The following is an 18,437-nucleotide window of genomic DNA, read 5'->3' as shown; positions in this document are numbered from 1 at the left end:
TTAGATTACAATGAGTCAAGTCAGACCAGACGAAGTTTCAGCCATATTACGAAAACAATTATCAGGCTTTGACAACGAAGCTGATACCTACGATGTAGGTACCGTACTCGAAGTGGGTGACGGTATCGCTCGCGTGTATGGGCTTTCTAAAGTGCAGGCCGGTGAATTGGTTGAACTGCCGGATTCAAAAAATGAAAAAGGCGAACCTGTAACCGGAATGGTACTTAACCTGGAGGAAGATAACGTTGGTATCGTACTCTTCGGTTCATCAAGTGCTGTTCAGGAAGGGCACACCGTAAAACGAACTAAAGATATCGCGTCTATCAACGTAGGTGAAGGCCTGCTTGGGCGTGTGATTGATCCACTGGGTAATCCCATTGACGGTAAAGGTGCCGTAAGCGGCGACACTATTCGACTTCCGCTTGAGCGTAAAGCTCCGGGTGTAATTTACCGTGAGCCGGTAAAAGAGCCCCTTCAAACAGGTCTGAAATCTATTGACTCTTTGATTCCAATCGGCCGTGGTCAGCGTGAGTTGATTATTGGTGACCGACAAACAGGAAAAACCTCTGTAGCCGTTGATACCATCATTAACCAGAAAGCTACACAGGGTACTGAAAAACCAGTTCACTGTATCTATGTGGCCGTTGGTCAAAAAGGTTCAACCGTTGCCGGAATTCGTAAGGTTCTGGAAGAAAACGGAGCTATGGACTATACCACAATCGTATCGGCTCCTGCCAGTGCTTCTGCACCTATGCGTTACATTGCGCCTTTTGCCGGAGCCACTATTGGTGAGTATTTCCGCGATACCGGCCGACATGCACTGGTAATTTATGATGACCTTTCCAAGCAGGCGGTCGCTTATCGTGAGCTTTCCCTGTTGCTGAAACGACCTCCGGGCCGTGAAGCTTATCCTGGTGATGTATTTTACCTGCACAGCCGGCTTTTGGAGCGTGCAGCGAAAATCATTAATGATGATAAGGTAGCTCAGTCAATGAATAACATTCCTGACGAGCTGCGTCCTAAAGTAAAAGGCGGTGGTTCATTAACTGCACTTCCGGTTATTGAAACCCAGGCCGGTGACGTATCTGCTTATATCCCAACCAACGTAATTTCTATTACTGATGGCCAGATCTTCCTTGATACAGATCTGTTTAACCAGGGTATTCGTCCCGCTATCGACGTAGGTACTTCGGTATCTCGTGTAGGTGGATCTGCACAGGTGAAATCCATGAAGAAACTTTCCGGTACACTGAAGCTTGACCTTGCGCAGTATCGTGAGCTGGAAGCTTTTGCTAAATTCGGTTCTGATTTGGATGCTTCCACTCAGGCACAGCTTCGTAAAGGGGAGCGTACGGTAGAGCTGCTTAAGCAAGATGTTTACCAACCGCTGCCTGTTGAACAGCAAATCGCCCTTCTGAAAATTAATGACGAAGGCCTGCTTGATAAGCTTGCTGTAGAACAAATTGAAGAGTTTGAGAGCCAGTACCTTGAAACTGTTGGCATCAAGTATGAAGATGAGATGAGCAAATTGGCACAAAGCGGTGTTTTAGATGACACTTTTGGCAGCCAGCTTATAGAAGTAGCGGAATCCGTAATTGATCAGGTTACAGCAACCAACTAAAGAATTAGCATAGATGGCGAATCTTCGAGACATACGAAACCGGATATCATCTGTAAATAACACGCAGCAGATTACCAAAGCTATGAAGATGGTAGCTGCTGCCAAGCTTAGAAAAGCCCAGGACCGCATGACCCAAACGCGGCCTTATGCTTCTAAGATTGAAGAAGTTGCAGGCCGGCTTGCTGATAACAGCAGTGCCACCAATCCGGTAATGCGTAAACCCGAAGAGGTGAAAAATGTACTTTTTATCGTTGTGGGATCTGATCGCGGATTATGCGGTGGGTTCAACAACAACCTTTTTAAAGAAGTAGAAAGCCGTTTGCATAGTGATTTCCAAAATCACCTGGATAATAAAACATTATCACTGGTTACCATTGGAAAGAAAGCTTCGGCTCACTTCAAAAAAAGAAAGTATAACGTAATTAACAGCTTCCCCGGCTTTTTTGATGATATTAAGTATGATGCTACATCAAGAATAATGGAAGCTGCAACAGCGCAATTTGTTGATGGTGATTTTGATGAAGTATATATCGCCTATAATGAATTTAAGTCTGTAATTGCACAGAACCGTAAAGTTCAAAAGGTGCTTCCTATAGATACAGAGGATATCACAAAAAGTGATTCTGGTAATGCATCTAAGCAAGCTATTGATTACCTTTACGAGCCGAATTCGCAGGCAATATTAGATCGATTATTGCCTTTGCATTTAAACATGCAGCTATGGCGAGCCGTACTTGAGTCGAATGCTTCTGAGCAGGGCGCACGAATGACCGCAATGGACAGTGCAACCGAAAATGCTAAGGACCTCGAACGAGATTTACGACTTGAGTATAATCAGGCCCGACAAAGTGCGATTACCACAGAAATTTCTGAGATTGTATCCGGTGCGCAAGCACTGAGTGAAAATTAGGAGAGCTGGCAGAGTGGTCGAATGCGGTGGTCTTGAAAACCATTGAGGCCTCACGGTCTCCGGGGGTTCGAATCCCTCGCTCTCCGCAATAAATAGCCCCTTTTGGGGCTATTTCTGTTTTATATAATGGGTTTTAAATAATATCATCGTGCATGCGTTTACGCCTCAAACCAATAAATTAATATGACAGCACGAATTCTTTTATCGCTTATTACTTGTCTGCTTGCCTTCAGCCCAGTGAGTTTTGCTCAGGATACTCTTCAAATCGATTTCAATACCTTTCTGAATAAAGCCCTGGATAACTCCGGGCAGATGAAATATCAACGGCAGGATGTGGAAATTGCTGAAAACCAGATCAAGCAGGCACAGGCTCAGCGCATTGTACCAAACATGAGGTTAGATACCCAGCACGGACTTGTTCCCGGAGTAGAAAGTGACCGAACGGATCTTCAGGAAGATGAATATTATTTAGACCCCAACCTCCGTAACAACTGGAATGACTGGGCCATATATACCAAGTTCCAGCTTTCAGCAGTCCAGCCGGTATTCACCTGGGGAGCCATAAACAAGGCCGTGGAAGCAGCCCGACTGGGAGCCGAAGCTGCTCAGTACAGTTTTGATGCAAAAAAAGCCGATCTCGAATTAAGACTTTTCGATTTATACTTTAGTTATGTTCTCGCTTTGGAAATTGAGCGTTTGCTGGAAGAAGCTCAGGATAAGGTGAATCAGGTTGAGCGACAGATAAATGAAATGAGAGAGGAAGGGGACAGCAGCCTGGATGAGTCAGAAGTATTCAAGTTTGAGATATACAAATCGGAGTTTGAAATACAGAAGGCGGAAGTGGAAGAGAACATGAACTTCGTGAAAGAAACCTGGAACTATGTGCTTCGCAATGAAGCTGGGGATGTATTTGAACCACAGGTTCGATTTCTGGATCCGGTTGCGGCCAATATTGAACCGGTGGATTTTTATCAACAAGCCGCCTTTAATAACCGCCCCGAACTTAAAGCCCTCAAAGTAGGAGAGGAAGCGACCGAAACTTACATCACTTCCCTGAAAAAACAGAATTTACCCGGATTATATCTGGCCGGTTATGTCAACTTTGCGAATACGCCTAATCGCCCTCGACAGTCGAACCCATTTATTCAGAATAACACCAACCTGTTTACCGGTGGTTTCGGATTTACGATCCGGCAAAAGCTGAATTTTTTCTCCATCAGGGCTAATATTGAACGAAGCAAAATTAAACTGAAACAGGCTTCATATGCTCAGGATGCAGCCAAGGATGGTATACTGCTTGAGGTTAATAACAACTACCGACAGGCTTCTCTGGCTGATGTAAAAGTAGAACAAACCGATGAGGCGCTGGTAACCTCCAAGCGATGGTTAAGGCAGGAACAACTGGACTACGATTTTGGTATGGGTGAAGTGAAAGACCTGATTGATGCCATGCGCAAAGAACTGGAGCTTAAACTTCAATTAAAGCAGCGCATTTTTGAGTATAATTCATCGCTGGCAAAACTGAATAAATCGGCAGGGATTCCGTTAACTACGTTAATAACAAACTGATTCAGACAATGCATATGTTAAAAACGGCCATTAAAACATTTCTATTAGTGATATTCTTAACGGCTACAGCAACAGCCCAACAAACAGCAGAGGATGTGCGGTCGCTGCTGGAAGAACGGGACGAGCAAATCAAAGAACTTGTGGGGCCTGAAGGAACGGAATATACCGACGAACAGCGTCAGCAATTGAAAGAGATCATAAACGGGGTGATCAATTTCGAAGCCATGGCAAAGGAAGCGCTGGAGGAGACGTACGATACCATTGCAACAGAAAAAAGGACCGAATTTGTCGATCTTTTTGCTACTATCGTAAGAGACCAATCTTTGAATAAGCTGGATATCTATCGGGCCAAAGTCACTTATCGTGATATTCAGGTAGAAGGTGATGAAGCTCGGGTAGAGACGCTCGCTCAGCTCGAAAATGTGCGCACTCCTGTTAATTATGAAATGGAATATCAGGACGGGCGATGGGTAATTGTAGATATGGAAATTGATGATGTATCTACCGCTTCTTCCTACAATCGCCAGTTCCAGCGCATTATCAATCAGAAGGGCTTTGAGCCCCTGTTGGAGAGCTTAAGAAAAAGAGCTGCACGGGCTTAATCGGTATTACCCCGGCTTTGATAACCCCATTGTCGTACCTCAGAAAAGGGTTCAAAAATACATTTCATAAAAACTCTTCAGTGATTTAACTTAGCCTCTTCAAAAGATTCATTACCTAATTTCTTGATGATCAACAGATTAAAAGGTGCTCTTCTCACCATATGTATTTCTTTGCTTGTTGTAAGCGTATATGCACAGGATGGCAGGGTGTTGACACTTTCTGACTATACCTATGAATATATCCAGCGCTTGCAGCATAGAGGCAAAATGCTGGATCTAGATCCTACTGTTCTTCCTTATTCATACGGACAGGTGAAGCAATCCATAAGCCGTATTAATGAAGATCAATTATCGGGAAATGAGAAGGTATGGCTGAACCTGATAAAAGAAAGGGTAGAGCTAAATGAGACAGATGACAACGAAATTGGTGGCGAGTTCTCAGCTTCTCCGGTGATCAGTGATACTGAACGTCTTGATGCTGTTGATCCGTTAAATCAGGATGTCTATATATATCCCGCTGCTACCGTTACAGGATACATGGAAAAAGGAGATTTTGCAGGTCAGCTTTCCTTCCGTCACGATTACTACTACGACCAGGACCCCGATGGGTTTGATGCTGCAAAACGCTTATTTATCAGGGCCGAAGATTCTTATATAGGGTATCAAAAATCCGGTGTAAAGATAATGCTGGGCCGGTATAATCATCATTGGGGTAAATACGGAGAAGCCTCCTCCATCATCAGTACAAATGCCCGTTCTTTCGATAATCTGACTTTCAGTTTGTCAGGGAAGTATTTTTCATTCCAAAGCATCCTTGGAGAGTTAAATGATATATCCGGGGATAGTGTGTTTGTTGAAAGAACGACTTTCGATGAAGATGCGAATAACCGGTTTATTTCCATGCACCGGTTGAATTTTCATCCCTCACCGAAATTCCGGATAAGTTTTTTTGAAGCCATCCTGTACTCCGGCCATAATACCGGGCTCTCTTTAAAGTACAGCAACCCACTGCTGACGCATGTATTTGTATCAGATAATATTCCCTGGGATGAGACGAATAACCTTATGTTCGGGGGAATGATATGGACTCAGTTCAGTAATTTCACCCTGAATGGACAGTTACTGATCGATGATTTCCAACACACCGAAGATAAAGGCGAGCCCTTCACCTTTACCTTCCTGAGTTCCCTTAATTATGCTCTCTCAAACACCAGTGCAGATTTAAACCTTGAATTTGAAGCCGTAGCCTACCAAACCTATAACACTGATCTGGCAGAAGGAAGGTATTTGTACATGAACAGGGGTATTGGAACACCGACCAATGACTACATAAAGATTAAAGTGTATCCTGAATTTTTTCTGGATCGATACCGGAGGGGACTTATGGTTGCTCCTTACCTGACCTATTATTCCAAAGGGGAACAGGTGATTAATCAGGATTATAATAAGGAAAACCCGGATGGCAGTGTGATCGATATTATTCTCACCGGACAGGTAGAAAATACGGTAAGGGCTGGTTTGCATGTACTCTATCAACCCAGCTCCATGTTTTGGTTTGAACTGGATACAGGATATAATCATATTGCGAATTACAACAATGTAAGCGGGATAACCCGCAGCAGGTTGGTAACAATATTTAAAGCGGGCGTTAGGTTTGGGCTATATGGCAGTAACTGAAAATTCTAATACAATCGGCTGAGTATCAATTTATGAAAGTATTGATCTATGCCACCACTTTTGGTGCCGACTTGTTGAGCTTTACCAAGTATCTCACGGAAGAGACCGACTCGGAAGTGAAAGTGTTACTGGATGATGCTGAAAAGTTTAAGCAGGAAGGTATCTTCGAATTTTGGGATATCGATGTTGAGCTGTACGACTCCAACAAGATGGCACTCATTCGGGGTATTAAGGGCTTCGACCCGGATATCACCATTATGGATAATAACATCCCGCTTAGAAAGCTCAGCCCCAAAGCGTTGATACTGTGGCACGGCTACGGCTGGAAGGGGCCGAATGATGAAGAGGAATTTAAGTGGCTCCACCGCAATATTCGGTTAACCTGGGGCACCATGAAAGAGCCCAACCAGGATATCAAATGGGCCAGTTTTGGGAAAATCGATTTTAAACACCGAACGGAAGTAAGTGGATTTCACCCCGAGAATTGTATTAATCTCGGGTCGGCCAGCCACGATTATTTGCAGAAGGATGTGTTGAAAGAGGAATTGCAGCCTTATTACCCTTTTGATGTGGTAAACAGGAAAACCGTCTTAATTGCCCCAACCTGGCATTACGGAGAGGTGTTTTCGCATTGGGGAGATGAGGATAAACTATTCAACCAGCTGCTGACGGACCTCAATGAAAAGCAGGTAAATGTAATTTTGAGGCTGCACGATTCGTACCGGTTTGAACATCATTACCTCGAGTTTCTGCAAAGCCTGGAAACAAAGTATGATAACATCGTGCTGAAGTTTAAGGATCATCATCCCGATAACTTTCTGGACCTGCAGGTTGCGGACGTTTTGGTTACAAATTTCAGCAGCATAGCGAACCTGTTTTATGCTACTCACCGGCCAACGGTTCATGTCTATCCGGTTAAGAGTAAGGATGAGTCGTTTATGTGGCTGAATAAGACGCTGTTCGGCATTCGTAAGAAGAAAGTGGATTCCATAAAATTCATCTGGAAATATGATCCCGAAGAGAATGGGGGAATGCTGGCCCGTAACTTTGATGCCATGATGGATCAAATTCAAAAAGGCCTGGAAGAACCGGATTGCTGTGCAGAGAAAGCCCAGCAATATTTAGACAAGCACATGCTTTCGGCTGATGGTAAGAATTGCGAGCGAATCTGGAATACCATTCAAGATCTTGTAGAAGACGAAAACTGAGTTCAACAATGAATTACAAAATCAGCTCTTGAGTATTCAGATCACACAAAGTGACCTTAAGCAAACCCATGACCGGATATTCTTCATCGTGGGCACCAGCCGGTCCGGCTCAACTCTGCTACAAAGTATGCTCAGTTCGCACCGGGATATTGTAATTCCTCCGGAAACCCATTTCTTTCACCACGCTGCTGATCTCGAACAAAAATATCTTAGTTCTGAAAACAGGCAAGCATTCAAAGAACGCCTTTTTGATTTTTGGTACGATCAAAAAACAAGGCTAAGAGATCTTGGATTGGTTAAAAAGGAAGCCATTCAGTGGTCAAAGGAATTAACACTGACATCCCCGGCCGACCTTTTCAACCTGCAGCTAACTATGTACCGGAAGGAAAGGGATAAAAGTATAGTGGGGGAGAAAACGCCCCGGCATATTCTTCAGGTCCCTGAAATTCTGAAGGCCTATCCGAATGCTAAAATTATTTCTATGTTCAGGGATCCGCGTGCAACTGCCTGGTCAGAAATTAAAGCACAGTTCGGTTCGCCATCGGTGTATGTGACAACCCGGCGTTGGCGGGAGTACGTAGAGATGCATCAGCAGTTGCAAAACGACCTGCCGGAAGGCCAATACATGATGCTTCGCTATCAGGATTTGATAAAAGATGCGGAAGGAATGTTAAACCGGATTTGTGATTTTCTGGGTGTGGATTTCCAGCCGCAAATGCTGGAATTTTATAACAGGGAAGAAAAAGGATTTGCTGAAGGCGAGAAATCATGGAAAAAAGGAACCCTCAAGCCTATTCAGAAGAACAGAAATGATGATTGGAAGTCGGCTTTGGAGCCCTGGCAGATTGCATTAGTTGAAAAAACAGCCGGTTCCAGGTTGCAGGAAATGGGGTATGAGAAAAGTGAATATTCCCTTTCCTTTTCCAAAAACTTGTTCTATCAATGCTTAGATTTCAGCCGATCAATTTGGGCTACCATTACCGGTGCCCGTGAGGAAGGATATGCCTATCCGGACGAATCAAAATTTGAATAAAAAACAGATAGTTAGGTAAGAAAATGGCGGTACTCAAAAAAGTTGGTGAACAAATAACCGCTTTGTCAGATGCGCTTGGGTTCGAACGCAGAGATCTCCGTGCAGATCTTGGGATGCCCTGGGATTACGTGAAAAGTAAAATCATGAACTCACACTTCAAGTGGGATTACAATGAGATTGAGCGCTACTGCATGTTTATTGGCTATCCGCGAAGCGGGCACACGCTGGTGGGTTCTTTGTTAGATGCTCACCCCGATGTGGTTATTTCGCATGAATTGGATGCGCTGCGATACCTGAGAGCCGGATTCAGCCGCGAGCAAATTTTCAGCCTGATTCTTCATAAAGACAAAGTGTTTACCGGAAAAGGGCGCGAATGGACCGGGTACGATTATGCCATCGAAGGACTGTGGCAAGGGCGCTACCGAAATCTGAAGGTAATTGGGGATAAAAAAGGCGGAGGTTCATCCCGCCATCTGCAGGCCAAGCCGGATATTATTGAGAAGCTCAGAAAAGAGGTTCAGCTTCCGCTAAAACTGATTCATATTGTACGCCATCCTTTGGATAACATCGCCACGCACAAGAGAAAATGGTCGGTACAGCCAAGCCTGCAAGAGGCGATCGACAGTTACTTTAAGAGGGTAGAGGCGAACGCCAAACTCAAATCAGAAGTAGCTGAAGATGAGTGGTGTGAGCTTACCCACGAAGAGTTTATTTCAGATTCAGAGAAGACGCTTCGTACACTTGTAGAGTTTTTAGAGGTTGAGCCGTATGAGGATTACATCAAGGCGGCCGCTGCCAAGGTATTTGATTCTCCTTCCAAGAGCCGTACCAAGATTGAATGGCCGCAGGAGATGATCGATCAGGTGGCAGAGCGAAGTCAGAAGTATGACTTCCTGAAGGATTACGAGTTTACCGTATAATTACTTCCGGATGGCCTGAATGGCATCTTTCTCACGGAACCAGATGACGGATGCGGTAATGCTGAATACAAATATAGCTGCCAACGCAACCGCTCCTATGGTAGCCTCCCCGTAAAAGGTGGTGATGCCGTATCTGACAGCATAAGCAAAGCCGGCCAGGGGGATAAGAGTGGCGAAAGCCGAGATGCTCTTCAATCCAAACCTCCATACGTTGGTCTCGGTAAGCTTAGCTCCAAAATAGATGATGACCAGGGAAACCAGTGGATAAACGGTAAGCCAAACGAGCGCAACGGCCATCATGCTTATTTGAGAGGCAATGAGGAATCCCGCCGGAAGCAGTATTGCATTCGCACTGGTAAAATAGAAAATGAACCGTGCTTCGCCTTTGGCATTGATCAGTTTTGGAAGCAGGGTAACCAGGCATTGAATGATTCCAACGGCTACAAAAATTCTCATATAAGGAACGGCATCCATCCATTTTTCATAGCCCACCAGTGGCAGGAACCAGTCGATATACGTTCCGATGATAACCATAACGGTTCCGACCAAAAGCATACTGGCCCGCGACATGGTGAAGAAGTAGTTCCGCAGTCGGGGAATTTGATTTTGGAGCTTGGCAAATGCAGGATAAGCCACCCGGTTAATCACATTAGAAAGTTCTTTAACCGTATCAAACACCAGGCGGTAGGCAAATGAATAGATCCCTACCAGCTCCATGGAAAAGAACTTACCGATAATCAGGTAATCCGCATTCATATAAAATTTCTGAAAGAAGTTGGAGCCGGTGGTAAACATTCCAAATTCGATAAGGTGTTTCACCTTTCCATGATCATAATGAAAGCGTGGCCAATACGGTTTGAAAAACATACAGAATACCATTTGTCCCACTTTATTGGCCAGTTCTGCAAGAATGATGGCCCAGGCACCCCACCCGGTGTAGGCAAGGTAAATCATGAGTCCTGCCGATGAAGCCAATGCCACGTTATCGCTTATGGCCAGCTTTTTGAATTCTAGGTCGCGCATCATCAGCTTGCTCGAAATCATATAAAAGCTAAACGCGATGATACCCAGCATATACACCCGAATCATCGAAGAAAGCACGGGGGTGTCATAAAAGGATGCCACAAAAGGGGCCCCGAGGTAGATGAGGCCATACACCACAACCGAGAGGAGAAAGCTGATCCAGAACAACGAATCGACTTGTGTGCGCCCGATTCTCTTCTCCTGCACCAGGGCAGTTCCCAGTCCCAGTTCGGTAAGGGCTTTGGTGGTACTGAAAAAAGCGAGGGCAAGGGCAGCAATCCCAAACTGCTCTTCAGAAATTACCTTAAGCGTATAGAAAAGAGCAACAGCATTGAGCAGGCGCGCTGTAACCGAACCAACTCCACTGTAGAGCACCGACGAAGCCACTCTGCGCGCAAAGGAACTTTCACTCATTATCTTTAATAATCATCAGGGATTGTCGCTTTTGTTTTATAAAAAATGGAGTCAGCAAATATAGGGCGAAGCGCAAGCAATTGAAATGAAGGATTAAGAAGGGGTTATCGAATTCTTATAGAATTACTAATTAAGTGCTAACATAACTTGAGCAAGTTCTTTATCTTTAAGGATTAAAATTTTCAGCTAAAAAGTTACGAATGTCAAATAACAGCACAAAAGCAGCAGACGGGAAATTATTAGTTTTAACTCCGGGAATGGGAGCCGTTGCCACCACCTTTATCGCAGGTGTTGAATCTATTCGAAAAGGATTATCCAAGCCTATCGGTTCTCTTACCCAGATGCAGACCATCCGTTTAGGAGCTCGGTCTGAAAACCGAAACCCGCTCATCAAAGATTTTTTACCACTTGCCGAACTGGAAGACCTGACATTCGGGGGATGGGACGTAAAGCCCGATAATGTGTATGATGCCTGCGTTCACGCCAAAGTGTTGAAGCCACAGGATATTGAGCCCATTGCCGATTTCCTGAAGACTATTGAGCCTATGTCGGCTGCTTTTGAGCAGAAGTATGTGAAGAAGCTGGACGGGCCAAACGTGAAAGATTTCAAAACCAAAAAAGACCTGGCCGAGCAGCTTCGCGAAGACATTCGCAACCGAATGAAGGAAACCGGGGCAACACGTGCGGTAATGGTATGGTGTGGTTCTACTGAAGTTTACCAGTCACCTTCCGAATGTCATATGTCGATTGAAGCCTTCGAAAAAGGTCTGGAAGAAAACGATGAAGCTATTTCACCTTCTCAGCTTTATGCTTACGCAGCTATCATGGAAGGCGTACCGTATGCAAACGGCGCTCCAAACTTATCAGCCGATAATCCTGCCCTCACACAGCTGGCAGAAGAGAAAGGCGTACCTATTGCCGGAAAAGACTTTAAAACCGGCCAAACCCTGATGAAAACCATTTTAGCACCGGGTTTCAAAACACGGATGCTGGGTATTCAGGGCTGGTTCTCTACCAATATTTTAGGAAACCGTGACGGTGAAGTACTGGACGATCCGGAAAGCTTCAAGTCAAAAGAAGTTACCAAATCAGGTGTACTGGATACCATCCTTCAGCCCGAGACTTACAAAGACCTGTATGCGGATCTGTACCACAAAGTTCGTATTAACTATTACCCGCCACGCGGTGATGAGAAAGAAGGCTGGGACAACATCGATATCTTTGGCTGGATGAGCTACCCCATGCAGATCAAAGTGGATTTCCTCTGCCGTGATTCTATTCTCGCTGCACCGATCGTTCTTGACCTTGCCCTGTTCCTTGACCTTGCCAAGCGTGAAGGCAAAGCCGGTGTTCAGGAATGGCTGAGTTTCTACTTCAAGAGTCCCCAGGTTGAAGACGGCCATGTTCAGGAGCACGATATTTTCATTCAGCATTTCAGGCTCAAAAACACCCTGCGCGTTATGGGTGGAGAGCAGCCGGTAACTCACCTGTCTGAGAATTACGACTCCTACAAATAAGTTTTATGTCTGAATTACCAACAAAAACAGGTGTCGTTTTAGCGGCGGGATTTGGTTCCCGCCTGGCCGGTGTGGATACAGATACGGATCTCAAACCACTGACTTCTGTCGGTGGTACTCCGCTTATCTATCGCACCATCGAAAGTCTGAGAACGGCAGGATGCGGGAAAGTCGTCATTGTGCTGGGTTTTGGGTTTGAAGAGATTAAGAAAGACATCCTTGATTCTTACACCGGGGATGTTCCCATCGAATTTGCCCATAACAAGCGGTACGATTTGAGTAACGGAATTTCGGTACTGGTTGCTGAGCCTTTTATTGAAGAGGATTTTATTCTAACCATGGCCGACCACATCCTTTCTGATCAAATGATGGAACTGGCGGGCGCGCATCAACCGGATGAAGGCACCGCTACCTTACTGGTAGATTACAAAGTGGATGAAATCTTTGATATGGATGACGCCACCAAAGTGATGGTGAAGGAAGGTCGAATCAAGTCGATAGGGAAGCTTATCAGCGAGTACAACTGCATCGACACCGGCGTATTTGTATGCACTAAAGGCTTGCTTGATGAAATTAAGCGAGTATATGAAGCTACCGGCGATGCCTCACTTTCTGATGGAGTTCAGGCCCTGGCCGAAGCCGGAAAAATGCATACGCTGGACATCGGAGATGCTTACTGGCAGGATGTGGACACCCCGGAAATGCTGGCTGAAGCGGAGAAGATGTTGTCTGAGATCAATCAACCAATGAAAGGTTAAAATACACTTCTTCTTTGGTGTTTGTTTGGGCCCGGCCCCGGTAGAATAGAACTTCTCCACCTAAAAAGGGCTTAATGATCAGCTTTTTAAAAGCACTCAGTTCATTTAACATAGCTACTTTTTCCTCTACTTCACTAAAATAAAAAGTATCGCTGGACCCGTCCTCATAATTGACAGTAATATCGAGAGGGGTCTTAGTTCCTGATACTTCTTTTCGTTTATTAACGGTGACCTTTTCAGGGTTTTTCAAAGTCAATGTTTCACCATCATAGAAATAGGCGTAACCGATGGCCTCATTGGCAGAATGCTTAGGTACCATAAAAGAGCCGCCGGAAAAACCATTCTCTGTTCTTCCATTAAACTTATAACTGCTTTCAAGCAGCCTTGTGGCTAAATTTGTTTGATAGATGTGGTCCATAAATCCGATACCGGAAACTTTAACGGTATCCTGACCTTCTGCGATATAACCCGAAACCCTGGAAAAGGGAATATGGACAAACATCCCTAGTTCATCCTCATCACCTAACTTAAAAACCCCATTGCCCGGTTTAAAGCCGGGGTAGGGTTGATCAAAATTTATATGTATTTCATATTTACCCTTAAAATGAAAGTGATGCTCGCTAAATCCGGGTATGCCTTCAATCCAAATATCCCGTTCGGGATGCAGCTTCATTTTATAGGGGTTTTCCTGAAGTATCAGATTATTCAGGTCATATTCTCTTGGCGAACTATAGTTTTCACCCTTCCAGTTCAACAGGGAAAGTCTTCCGCTGCTTGAAGAATTCCTAAGTCCTGCAAAATGATGTACGGCGTAGGTAACATAGATTTGAGCGTCGTTATCCAGAATCACGTGGTAGGCCCACTGTTCATTGTAATAGGCCCCCTGTTTATTGTGAATCTTGAAATCATCTTGTTTAAGCTCCGTTATTTCGGGATGTGCTTTTTCAATATAACTCTGGGCAAACAAAGCCTGATGAAATAAGAATAAACAGAGGATAACGATTAAAGATTGTTTCATAGAATACTGCTCAAAAAATTTAATAAAGTGAGCCTCATCCGGCAAAACGGTTAAGTTGTATTGACCTCAAATTTATTACTTAGCTACCAGGTAATAAAAATAACCGAGTTGGTCTTTATTGATGGTTACGGTACCATTCATCTCAATCAGCTCTCCGCCAATTACTTTTTTGGCTACAAACCTTTTTATGCCTCCCAGTTCATTCAGCAGGGAGTAAGTGTCCATGTGTTTTTTCACCCTCACATTCAGTACATCCGTTTGGTAAGGTTTGATTTTAACATAGCGGTCCAACTCTGGGGTTTCCTGCCCCGATTCTACCCGTTCAATTGAAGAAGGGGTGATTAGATACTCGAGTCCGTTTCGGTAGCCCACTCCATAGCCAATCGGAGTTTGGAGGCCTGCTTTGCGAAGCGTCAGGAAATGGAAGAACATGCCATTCTCAGCATCCCCGGTTTTAATTCGGTAACTGCGGTCAATAATTTCCGAAGAGAGATTATTCTGATAAATGTGATCCATATACCCCACACCGGTTACATTCAGCGTATCACCGTTAATAGCCACCATACCTTTCACATCAGCATGGGGAATGAGCAGAGCCATTCCGAGCTCGTTATTACCAACTTTATAAACGCCGTCTCCCATGGTTTTTCCTTTCGCGATGTTGGTGAAGGTGAGATCCAGATCGTATTGAACCCCGTCGTTGGTGTTGTGAAAAAACAGGCGGTGCTTATCATCAAAACTGCCTTTGCCCCAGTAAGGTCGTTCAGGATGAGGGCGGATGTAATTACTGTCCGGCTCAACCACTAAGGTGGCGGGATTATATTCCTTATTCACTACATAGGTGTTACCGTCAGTCCAGGTAACCGAGAGCTTAACGCCGGTAACTCTGCCTTTAAATGAGCCGAAATCGTTGATGGAAAAGGTATAGATCAGCTGAACACCATTATCGAGCTGCACATGATAAGTCCACAGCTCGTTAAAATATTTTGACTGAATATTCTTGGCAGCGAAGTCCTGACCATCCGAATCTCCGAAACTTCCAACAGGGAAATATACTGTTTGAGCAGAGAGCGAAACCGGCAGAAGAAATAGAATAAATAAGAACCTAAAGAAAAAAGATTTCATCGATGAATATAATTGAAAAATTGGGCAGAAAAAGCTGTGTGCAGATGATAGATAATTAGTAAAGAGCGTATTCAATAGTTAATGTTAGGGTAAATTTTAAAGGCTTAACACGGCTTTGGAAGATTTCATTGGCGAAATGTAAATAATTCTGAATCATAGTTATTCGAACAAACGGGGCAAATCTAGGATTAGTCTGAATCAATTATATGTATGTTAACCGAAGATGTTTTGTTTTTTAAAATTGCGTGATCAAATGAAATAAATTAGGCGAAAAACAGTTAATTTCCACCGCTTCAGGATTGGCGATCATATTTTTTATGTTAGGCATTTTGAAATGCAGGCATTCAAAGTTTAAACGCCTTCCGATGAAGTAATCTGCAGAACGAAATATGACCCGCAGCAAACAGATGCAGGGCATTGATTAAAGAATTTTCCAGGAATCTATTTAAATGAAACAACTTCTGAGGCTGTTAAAGCCACTACTGAAATTCAATTATTCCCATCCGTATTGGGTCGTTTCCGTTTGTATTATACTGGCCGTTTTAAGCGGCTATTATGCGCTTCAGCTTAAAGTTGATACCGACATTGCCAATCTTCTCCCAGAAGATCACTCCAATGTGTTGGCCCTGGAAAAGCTGAGCGAGTCGGTAGGGGGAGAAACGGAAATGCTGGTGGTGATTAACTCTCCCAGCTTTGAAGCCAACAAAGCCTTTGCCGATACCCTGATTCAACGCTCCCTCGATTTGTACTATCCCCGTTATGAAGACACCTTTTTTAAACGGGCTGAATTCCGACGGGAAACAGAGTTTGTAAAGAACAACGCCCTGTACCTCGCCAGCGAGAACGAGCTGGAGGAAGTAACCCAGTACCTGCAAGATGAAATCCAACAGGCCAAAGAAGAGGCCAACCCGTTCTATTTTGATCTCGGGGATGAAGATGAGGAAGAAACCGCAGGAGCCGAAAACTTTGAAGACAGCTACAACATGCTGGTTCCTTCAGAGTACCCGGTAAATGAGGACAGTACCATCATGGTAGTCCGGTTCTTTCCAACGGGTTCCAAAAGCGACATCAAGTACCTGGAGGATATGTTTGATGAATATGATTCCTTACTTGCCTCCATGAACCCTCAGGCTTACCACCCGGAAATGGAAGTTCGTTTCGGTGGCCGGCTGAAACGACACCTTGAGGAACTCACCTCCATCATGAACGACGTTCTGGGAAGTTTTGCCAGCGGGATCAGCAGTGTGATTTTGCTGGTGATGCTGTACTTCTTCTTTAAAAAGTATATTCATTACCGCAAAGGAACCAACGGGAATGGAGATTACTCCGTTTGGTCGCACATTATCCGGATGCCGGTTCCGGTGCTTATTATCGGGGTTCCGCTTTTGATCAGCCTGACCTGGACATTCGGAATCACCTACTTCTATTTAGGAGTATTAAATACCATGACTTCCGTTCTTTTCGTGATCCTGTTCGGGTTGGGCATCGATTATGGTATTCATTACTATGCCCGGTATATAGAGCTTCGCTCCCTGGGAATGAATGCCCATGACGCCGTCATGAAAACAAATGAAAAGACCGGGGAAGCCATCCTGGTATCGGCTTTTACTACCGCTGCTGCTTTATACATTCTGATGTTCGCCGATTTCCGCGGCTTTTCCGAATTTGGTTTTATATCCGGCACCGGAATATTGCTGTCACTCATGGCTATGTTATATATCCTTCCGGCACTGCTGGTTATATTTGATGAACGCCTCAACTGGATCCTGATCTCCGATGAGCAGAAGGAGGAATACACCGGCGTACACCGCTACCCATACGCCCGAACCATTGTAACGGTGGGCCTGGTTGCTTCGGCCTTTGTGATCGGCTTCAGCGGCAATCTCCGCTTTCAGTACGACTTTGGTGAGCTGGAACCCACCTTCCCTGAATATGAAGAATTTCGTTCCTTTGCCGGTCAGGTGGATGACAACAGCAAGCGCAATCCGGCTTACATCATTGCCGAGACCAACGAGCAGGTGGAAGAAATTGCAGGCATCCTGAAAGAACGGATGGATTCCGACACTACTTCACCGACCATAAAAAGCGTGGAGACCCTGCAGGAACGTTATCCAATCCATGAAGCACAAGAGCAGCAGAAGCTTCAAAAAATTGCCGAAATTCGGGAGCTCTTAAAGGACCCATTCTTGGTTGAACAGGAGGATGAGGACCTGGAAAAACTTCGGATGGCCGCCCAAACCACTGAGCCCGTTTCGCTGGATTCCATCCCGAATTACCTGAAGTCCCGTTTTATTACCAAAGACGGAGAGGTGGGGCGTTTCGTTATCATCTATCCGTCGGTAGGGCTGGGAGACGGAAAGAAATCCATCGCCTTTAAGAATGACGTATCGGTGGTGACCCTGGACAGCGGTAAAGAATTTCATGCAGCCAGTACCTCTATTGTAGCCGCCTCCATGCTCGACCTGATGCGAACTGAAAGTCCGTATATGGTAGGGGCCACCTTCATTTTCATTTACTTCTTCATGTTGTTTTCCTTCCGGTCGTTCCGGTGGTCTATCATAGCCATGCTTCCGTTACTGGTGGGTCTGCTCTGGCTGTTTGGTCTCATGATGATATTCGGCCTGCAGTTTAACTTTTATAACCTGGTGGTTCTTCCGGCTATTCTCGGAATCGGGGAAGACAGCGGCGTGCACCTTGCGCACCGTTACCGGGAAGAAGGAAAGAACAGCATGTGGCAGGTGCTTTCGAGTACGGGGCAGCACATAACCATGGGCTCCATTACCACCATGCTCGGTTTTGCCGGACTGCTTTTCACGAATCATCCGGGCCTGCAGTCAATAGGAGTAATGGCGGTGCTGGGAATCGGCATGACCTTACTAACCTCGATTACTTTCCTGCCCGCGCTTATCCAATGGCTGGAAGACAAAGACTGGATTCGGTTTTAGGGTTGATAGATTTAAGATAAAAGATGTTAGATGTAAGAGGTTAGTAGTGAGTGATGAGTGATGAGTGGTCTCACTACTCAAAACTCACTACTCCTCA

14 protein-coding genes and 1 tRNA gene are annotated in these 18,437 nt (G+C 44.9%); 12 read left to right on the top strand and 3 right to left on the bottom strand.

What is annotated here, in order from left to right:
• Positions 1–10 precede the first annotated feature (10 nt).
• The 9 genes from atpA to JJ941_RS06295 all read left to right on the top strand — a co-directional run bounded on the left by atpA (position 11) and on the right by JJ941_RS06295 (position 9,540).
• Complete coding sequence (atpA, locus tag JJ941_RS06335; RefSeq protein ID WP_290962926.1) at positions 11–1,621, top strand: F0F1 ATP synthase subunit alpha; 1,611 nt, start codon at positions 11–13, stop codon at positions 1,619–1,621.
• A gap of 13 nt (positions 1,622–1,634) precedes the next feature.
• Complete coding sequence (gene atpG, locus JJ941_RS06330) at positions 1,635–2,531, top strand: ATP synthase F1 subunit gamma (protein ID WP_290962924.1); 897 nt, start codon at positions 1,635–1,637, stop codon at positions 2,529–2,531.
• Positions 2,531–2,617 (top strand) — tRNA-Ser (locus JJ941_RS06325). The genes atpG and JJ941_RS06325 overlap by 1 nt, the downstream gene beginning before the upstream one ends.
• Before the next feature lie 97 nt (positions 2,618–2,714).
• Positions 2,715–4,100, top strand: coding sequence for a TolC family protein (locus JJ941_RS06320; protein WP_290962922.1), 1,386 nt, complete (start codon positions 2,715–2,717; stop codon positions 4,098–4,100).
• An 8-nt stretch (positions 4,101–4,108) separates the two neighbouring features.
• Entirely contained in the window at positions 4,109–4,702 is a 594-nt protein-coding gene (locus JJ941_RS06315; RefSeq protein ID WP_290962920.1) for an ABC transporter substrate-binding protein, read from the top strand.
• Between the two features lie 126 nt (positions 4,703–4,828).
• Positions 4,829–6,379 carry a capsule assembly Wzi family protein gene (locus JJ941_RS06310; protein ID WP_290962918.1) on the top strand — a complete coding sequence of 517 codons (1,551 nt, stop codon included), beginning with the start codon at positions 4,829–4,831 and terminating at the stop codon, positions 6,377–6,379.
• 32 nt (positions 6,380–6,411) lie between these two features.
• Positions 6,412–7,587: a CDP-glycerol glycerophosphotransferase family protein gene (locus JJ941_RS06305; protein ID WP_290962916.1), complete on the top strand. Its 1,176-nt coding sequence runs from the start codon at positions 6,412–6,414 to the stop codon at positions 7,585–7,587.
• Between the two features lie 28 nt (positions 7,588–7,615).
• On the top strand, positions 7,616–8,620 hold the full coding sequence (locus JJ941_RS06300; RefSeq protein WP_290962914.1) for a sulfotransferase: 1,005 nt from the start codon (positions 7,616–7,618) through the stop codon (positions 8,618–8,620).
• Positions 8,621–8,643: 23 nt separating this feature from the next.
• On the top strand, positions 8,644–9,540 hold the full coding sequence (locus JJ941_RS06295) for a sulfotransferase (RefSeq protein ID WP_290962912.1): 897 nt from the start codon (positions 8,644–8,646) through the stop codon (positions 9,538–9,540).
• Here JJ941_RS06295 and JJ941_RS06290 read toward each other — a convergent pair whose 3' ends face one another.
• Complete coding sequence (locus JJ941_RS06290; protein WP_255131998.1) at positions 9,541–10,977, bottom strand: lipopolysaccharide biosynthesis protein; 1,437 nt, start codon at positions 10,975–10,977, stop codon at positions 9,541–9,543.
• 200 nt (positions 10,978–11,177) lie between these two features.
• Between JJ941_RS06290 and JJ941_RS06285 the strand changes: the two genes are divergently transcribed.
• Both JJ941_RS06285 and JJ941_RS06280 read left to right on the top strand, forming a co-directional pair.
• Complete coding sequence (locus JJ941_RS06285) at positions 11,178–12,494, top strand: inositol-3-phosphate synthase (RefSeq protein WP_290962909.1); 1,317 nt, start codon at positions 11,178–11,180, stop codon at positions 12,492–12,494.
• Positions 12,495–12,499: 5 nt separating this feature from the next.
• Complete coding sequence (locus JJ941_RS06280) at positions 12,500–13,252, top strand: sugar phosphate nucleotidyltransferase (RefSeq protein WP_290962907.1); 753 nt, start codon at positions 12,500–12,502, stop codon at positions 13,250–13,252.
• On the opposite strand, the gene JJ941_RS06275 is transcribed toward JJ941_RS06280, so the two are convergent.
• The gene (locus tag JJ941_RS06275) at positions 13,230–14,270 is read right to left on the bottom strand and encodes a hypothetical protein (RefSeq protein WP_290962906.1); all 1,041 of its coding nucleotides are present in this window, start codon (positions 14,268–14,270) and stop codon (positions 13,230–13,232) included. The two genes, JJ941_RS06280 and JJ941_RS06275, sit on opposite strands and share 23 nt — an antisense overlap.
• A 75-nt stretch (positions 14,271–14,345) precedes the next feature.
• Positions 14,346–15,395 (bottom strand): hypothetical protein, encoded by a 1,050-nt coding sequence (locus JJ941_RS06270; RefSeq protein WP_290962905.1) that lies wholly within the window; start codon positions 15,393–15,395, stop codon positions 14,346–14,348.
• Between the two features lie 449 nt (positions 15,396–15,844).
• Here JJ941_RS06270 and JJ941_RS06265 point away from each other — a divergent pair, with 449 nt between their 5' ends.
• Positions 15,845–18,340 carry an MMPL family transporter gene (locus JJ941_RS06265; protein ID WP_290962904.1) on the top strand — a complete coding sequence of 832 codons (2,496 nt, stop codon included), beginning with the start codon at positions 15,845–15,847 and terminating at the stop codon, positions 18,338–18,340.
• Positions 18,341–18,437 lie beyond the last annotated feature (97 nt).

It is taken from the genome of Gracilimonas sp. (genome assembly GCF_017641085.1).
In the GTDB taxonomy this organism is placed as follows: domain Bacteria; phylum Bacteroidota; class Rhodothermia; order Balneolales; family Balneolaceae; genus Gracilimonas.
This window is presented reverse-complemented; position numbering and strand designations above follow the sequence as displayed.

Coding starts and splice junctions, on each gene's coding strand:
- atpA (WP_290962926.1), top strand. CDS start 11: ATGAGTCAAGTCAGACCAGACGAAGTTTCAGCCATATTACGAAAACAA.
- atpG (WP_290962924.1), top strand. CDS start 1,635: ATGGCGAATCTTCGAGACATACGAAACCGGATATCATCTGTAAATAAC.
- JJ941_RS06320 (WP_290962922.1), top strand. CDS start 2,715: ATGACAGCACGAATTCTTTTATCGCTTATTACTTGTCTGCTTGCCTTC.
- JJ941_RS06315 (WP_290962920.1), top strand. CDS start 4,109: ATGCATATGTTAAAAACGGCCATTAAAACATTTCTATTAGTGATATTC.
- JJ941_RS06310 (WP_290962918.1), top strand. CDS start 4,829: ATGATCAACAGATTAAAAGGTGCTCTTCTCACCATATGTATTTCTTTG.
- JJ941_RS06305 (WP_290962916.1), top strand. CDS start 6,412: ATGAAAGTATTGATCTATGCCACCACTTTTGGTGCCGACTTGTTGAGC.
- JJ941_RS06295 (WP_290962912.1), top strand. CDS start 8,644: ATGGCGGTACTCAAAAAAGTTGGTGAACAAATAACCGCTTTGTCAGAT.
- JJ941_RS06290 (WP_255131998.1), bottom strand. CDS start 10,977: ATGAGTGAAAGTTCCTTTGCGCGCAGAGTGGCTTCGTCGGTGCTCTAC.
- JJ941_RS06285 (WP_290962909.1), top strand. CDS start 11,178: ATGTCAAATAACAGCACAAAAGCAGCAGACGGGAAATTATTAGTTTTA.
- JJ941_RS06280 (WP_290962907.1), top strand. CDS start 12,500: ATGTCTGAATTACCAACAAAAACAGGTGTCGTTTTAGCGGCGGGATTT.
- JJ941_RS06275 (WP_290962906.1), bottom strand. CDS start 14,270: ATGAAACAATCTTTAATCGTTATCCTCTGTTTATTCTTATTTCATCAG.
- JJ941_RS06270 (WP_290962905.1), bottom strand. CDS start 15,395: ATGAAATCTTTTTTCTTTAGGTTCTTATTTATTCTATTTCTTCTGCCG.
- JJ941_RS06265 (WP_290962904.1), top strand. CDS start 15,845: ATGAAACAACTTCTGAGGCTGTTAAAGCCACTACTGAAATTCAATTAT.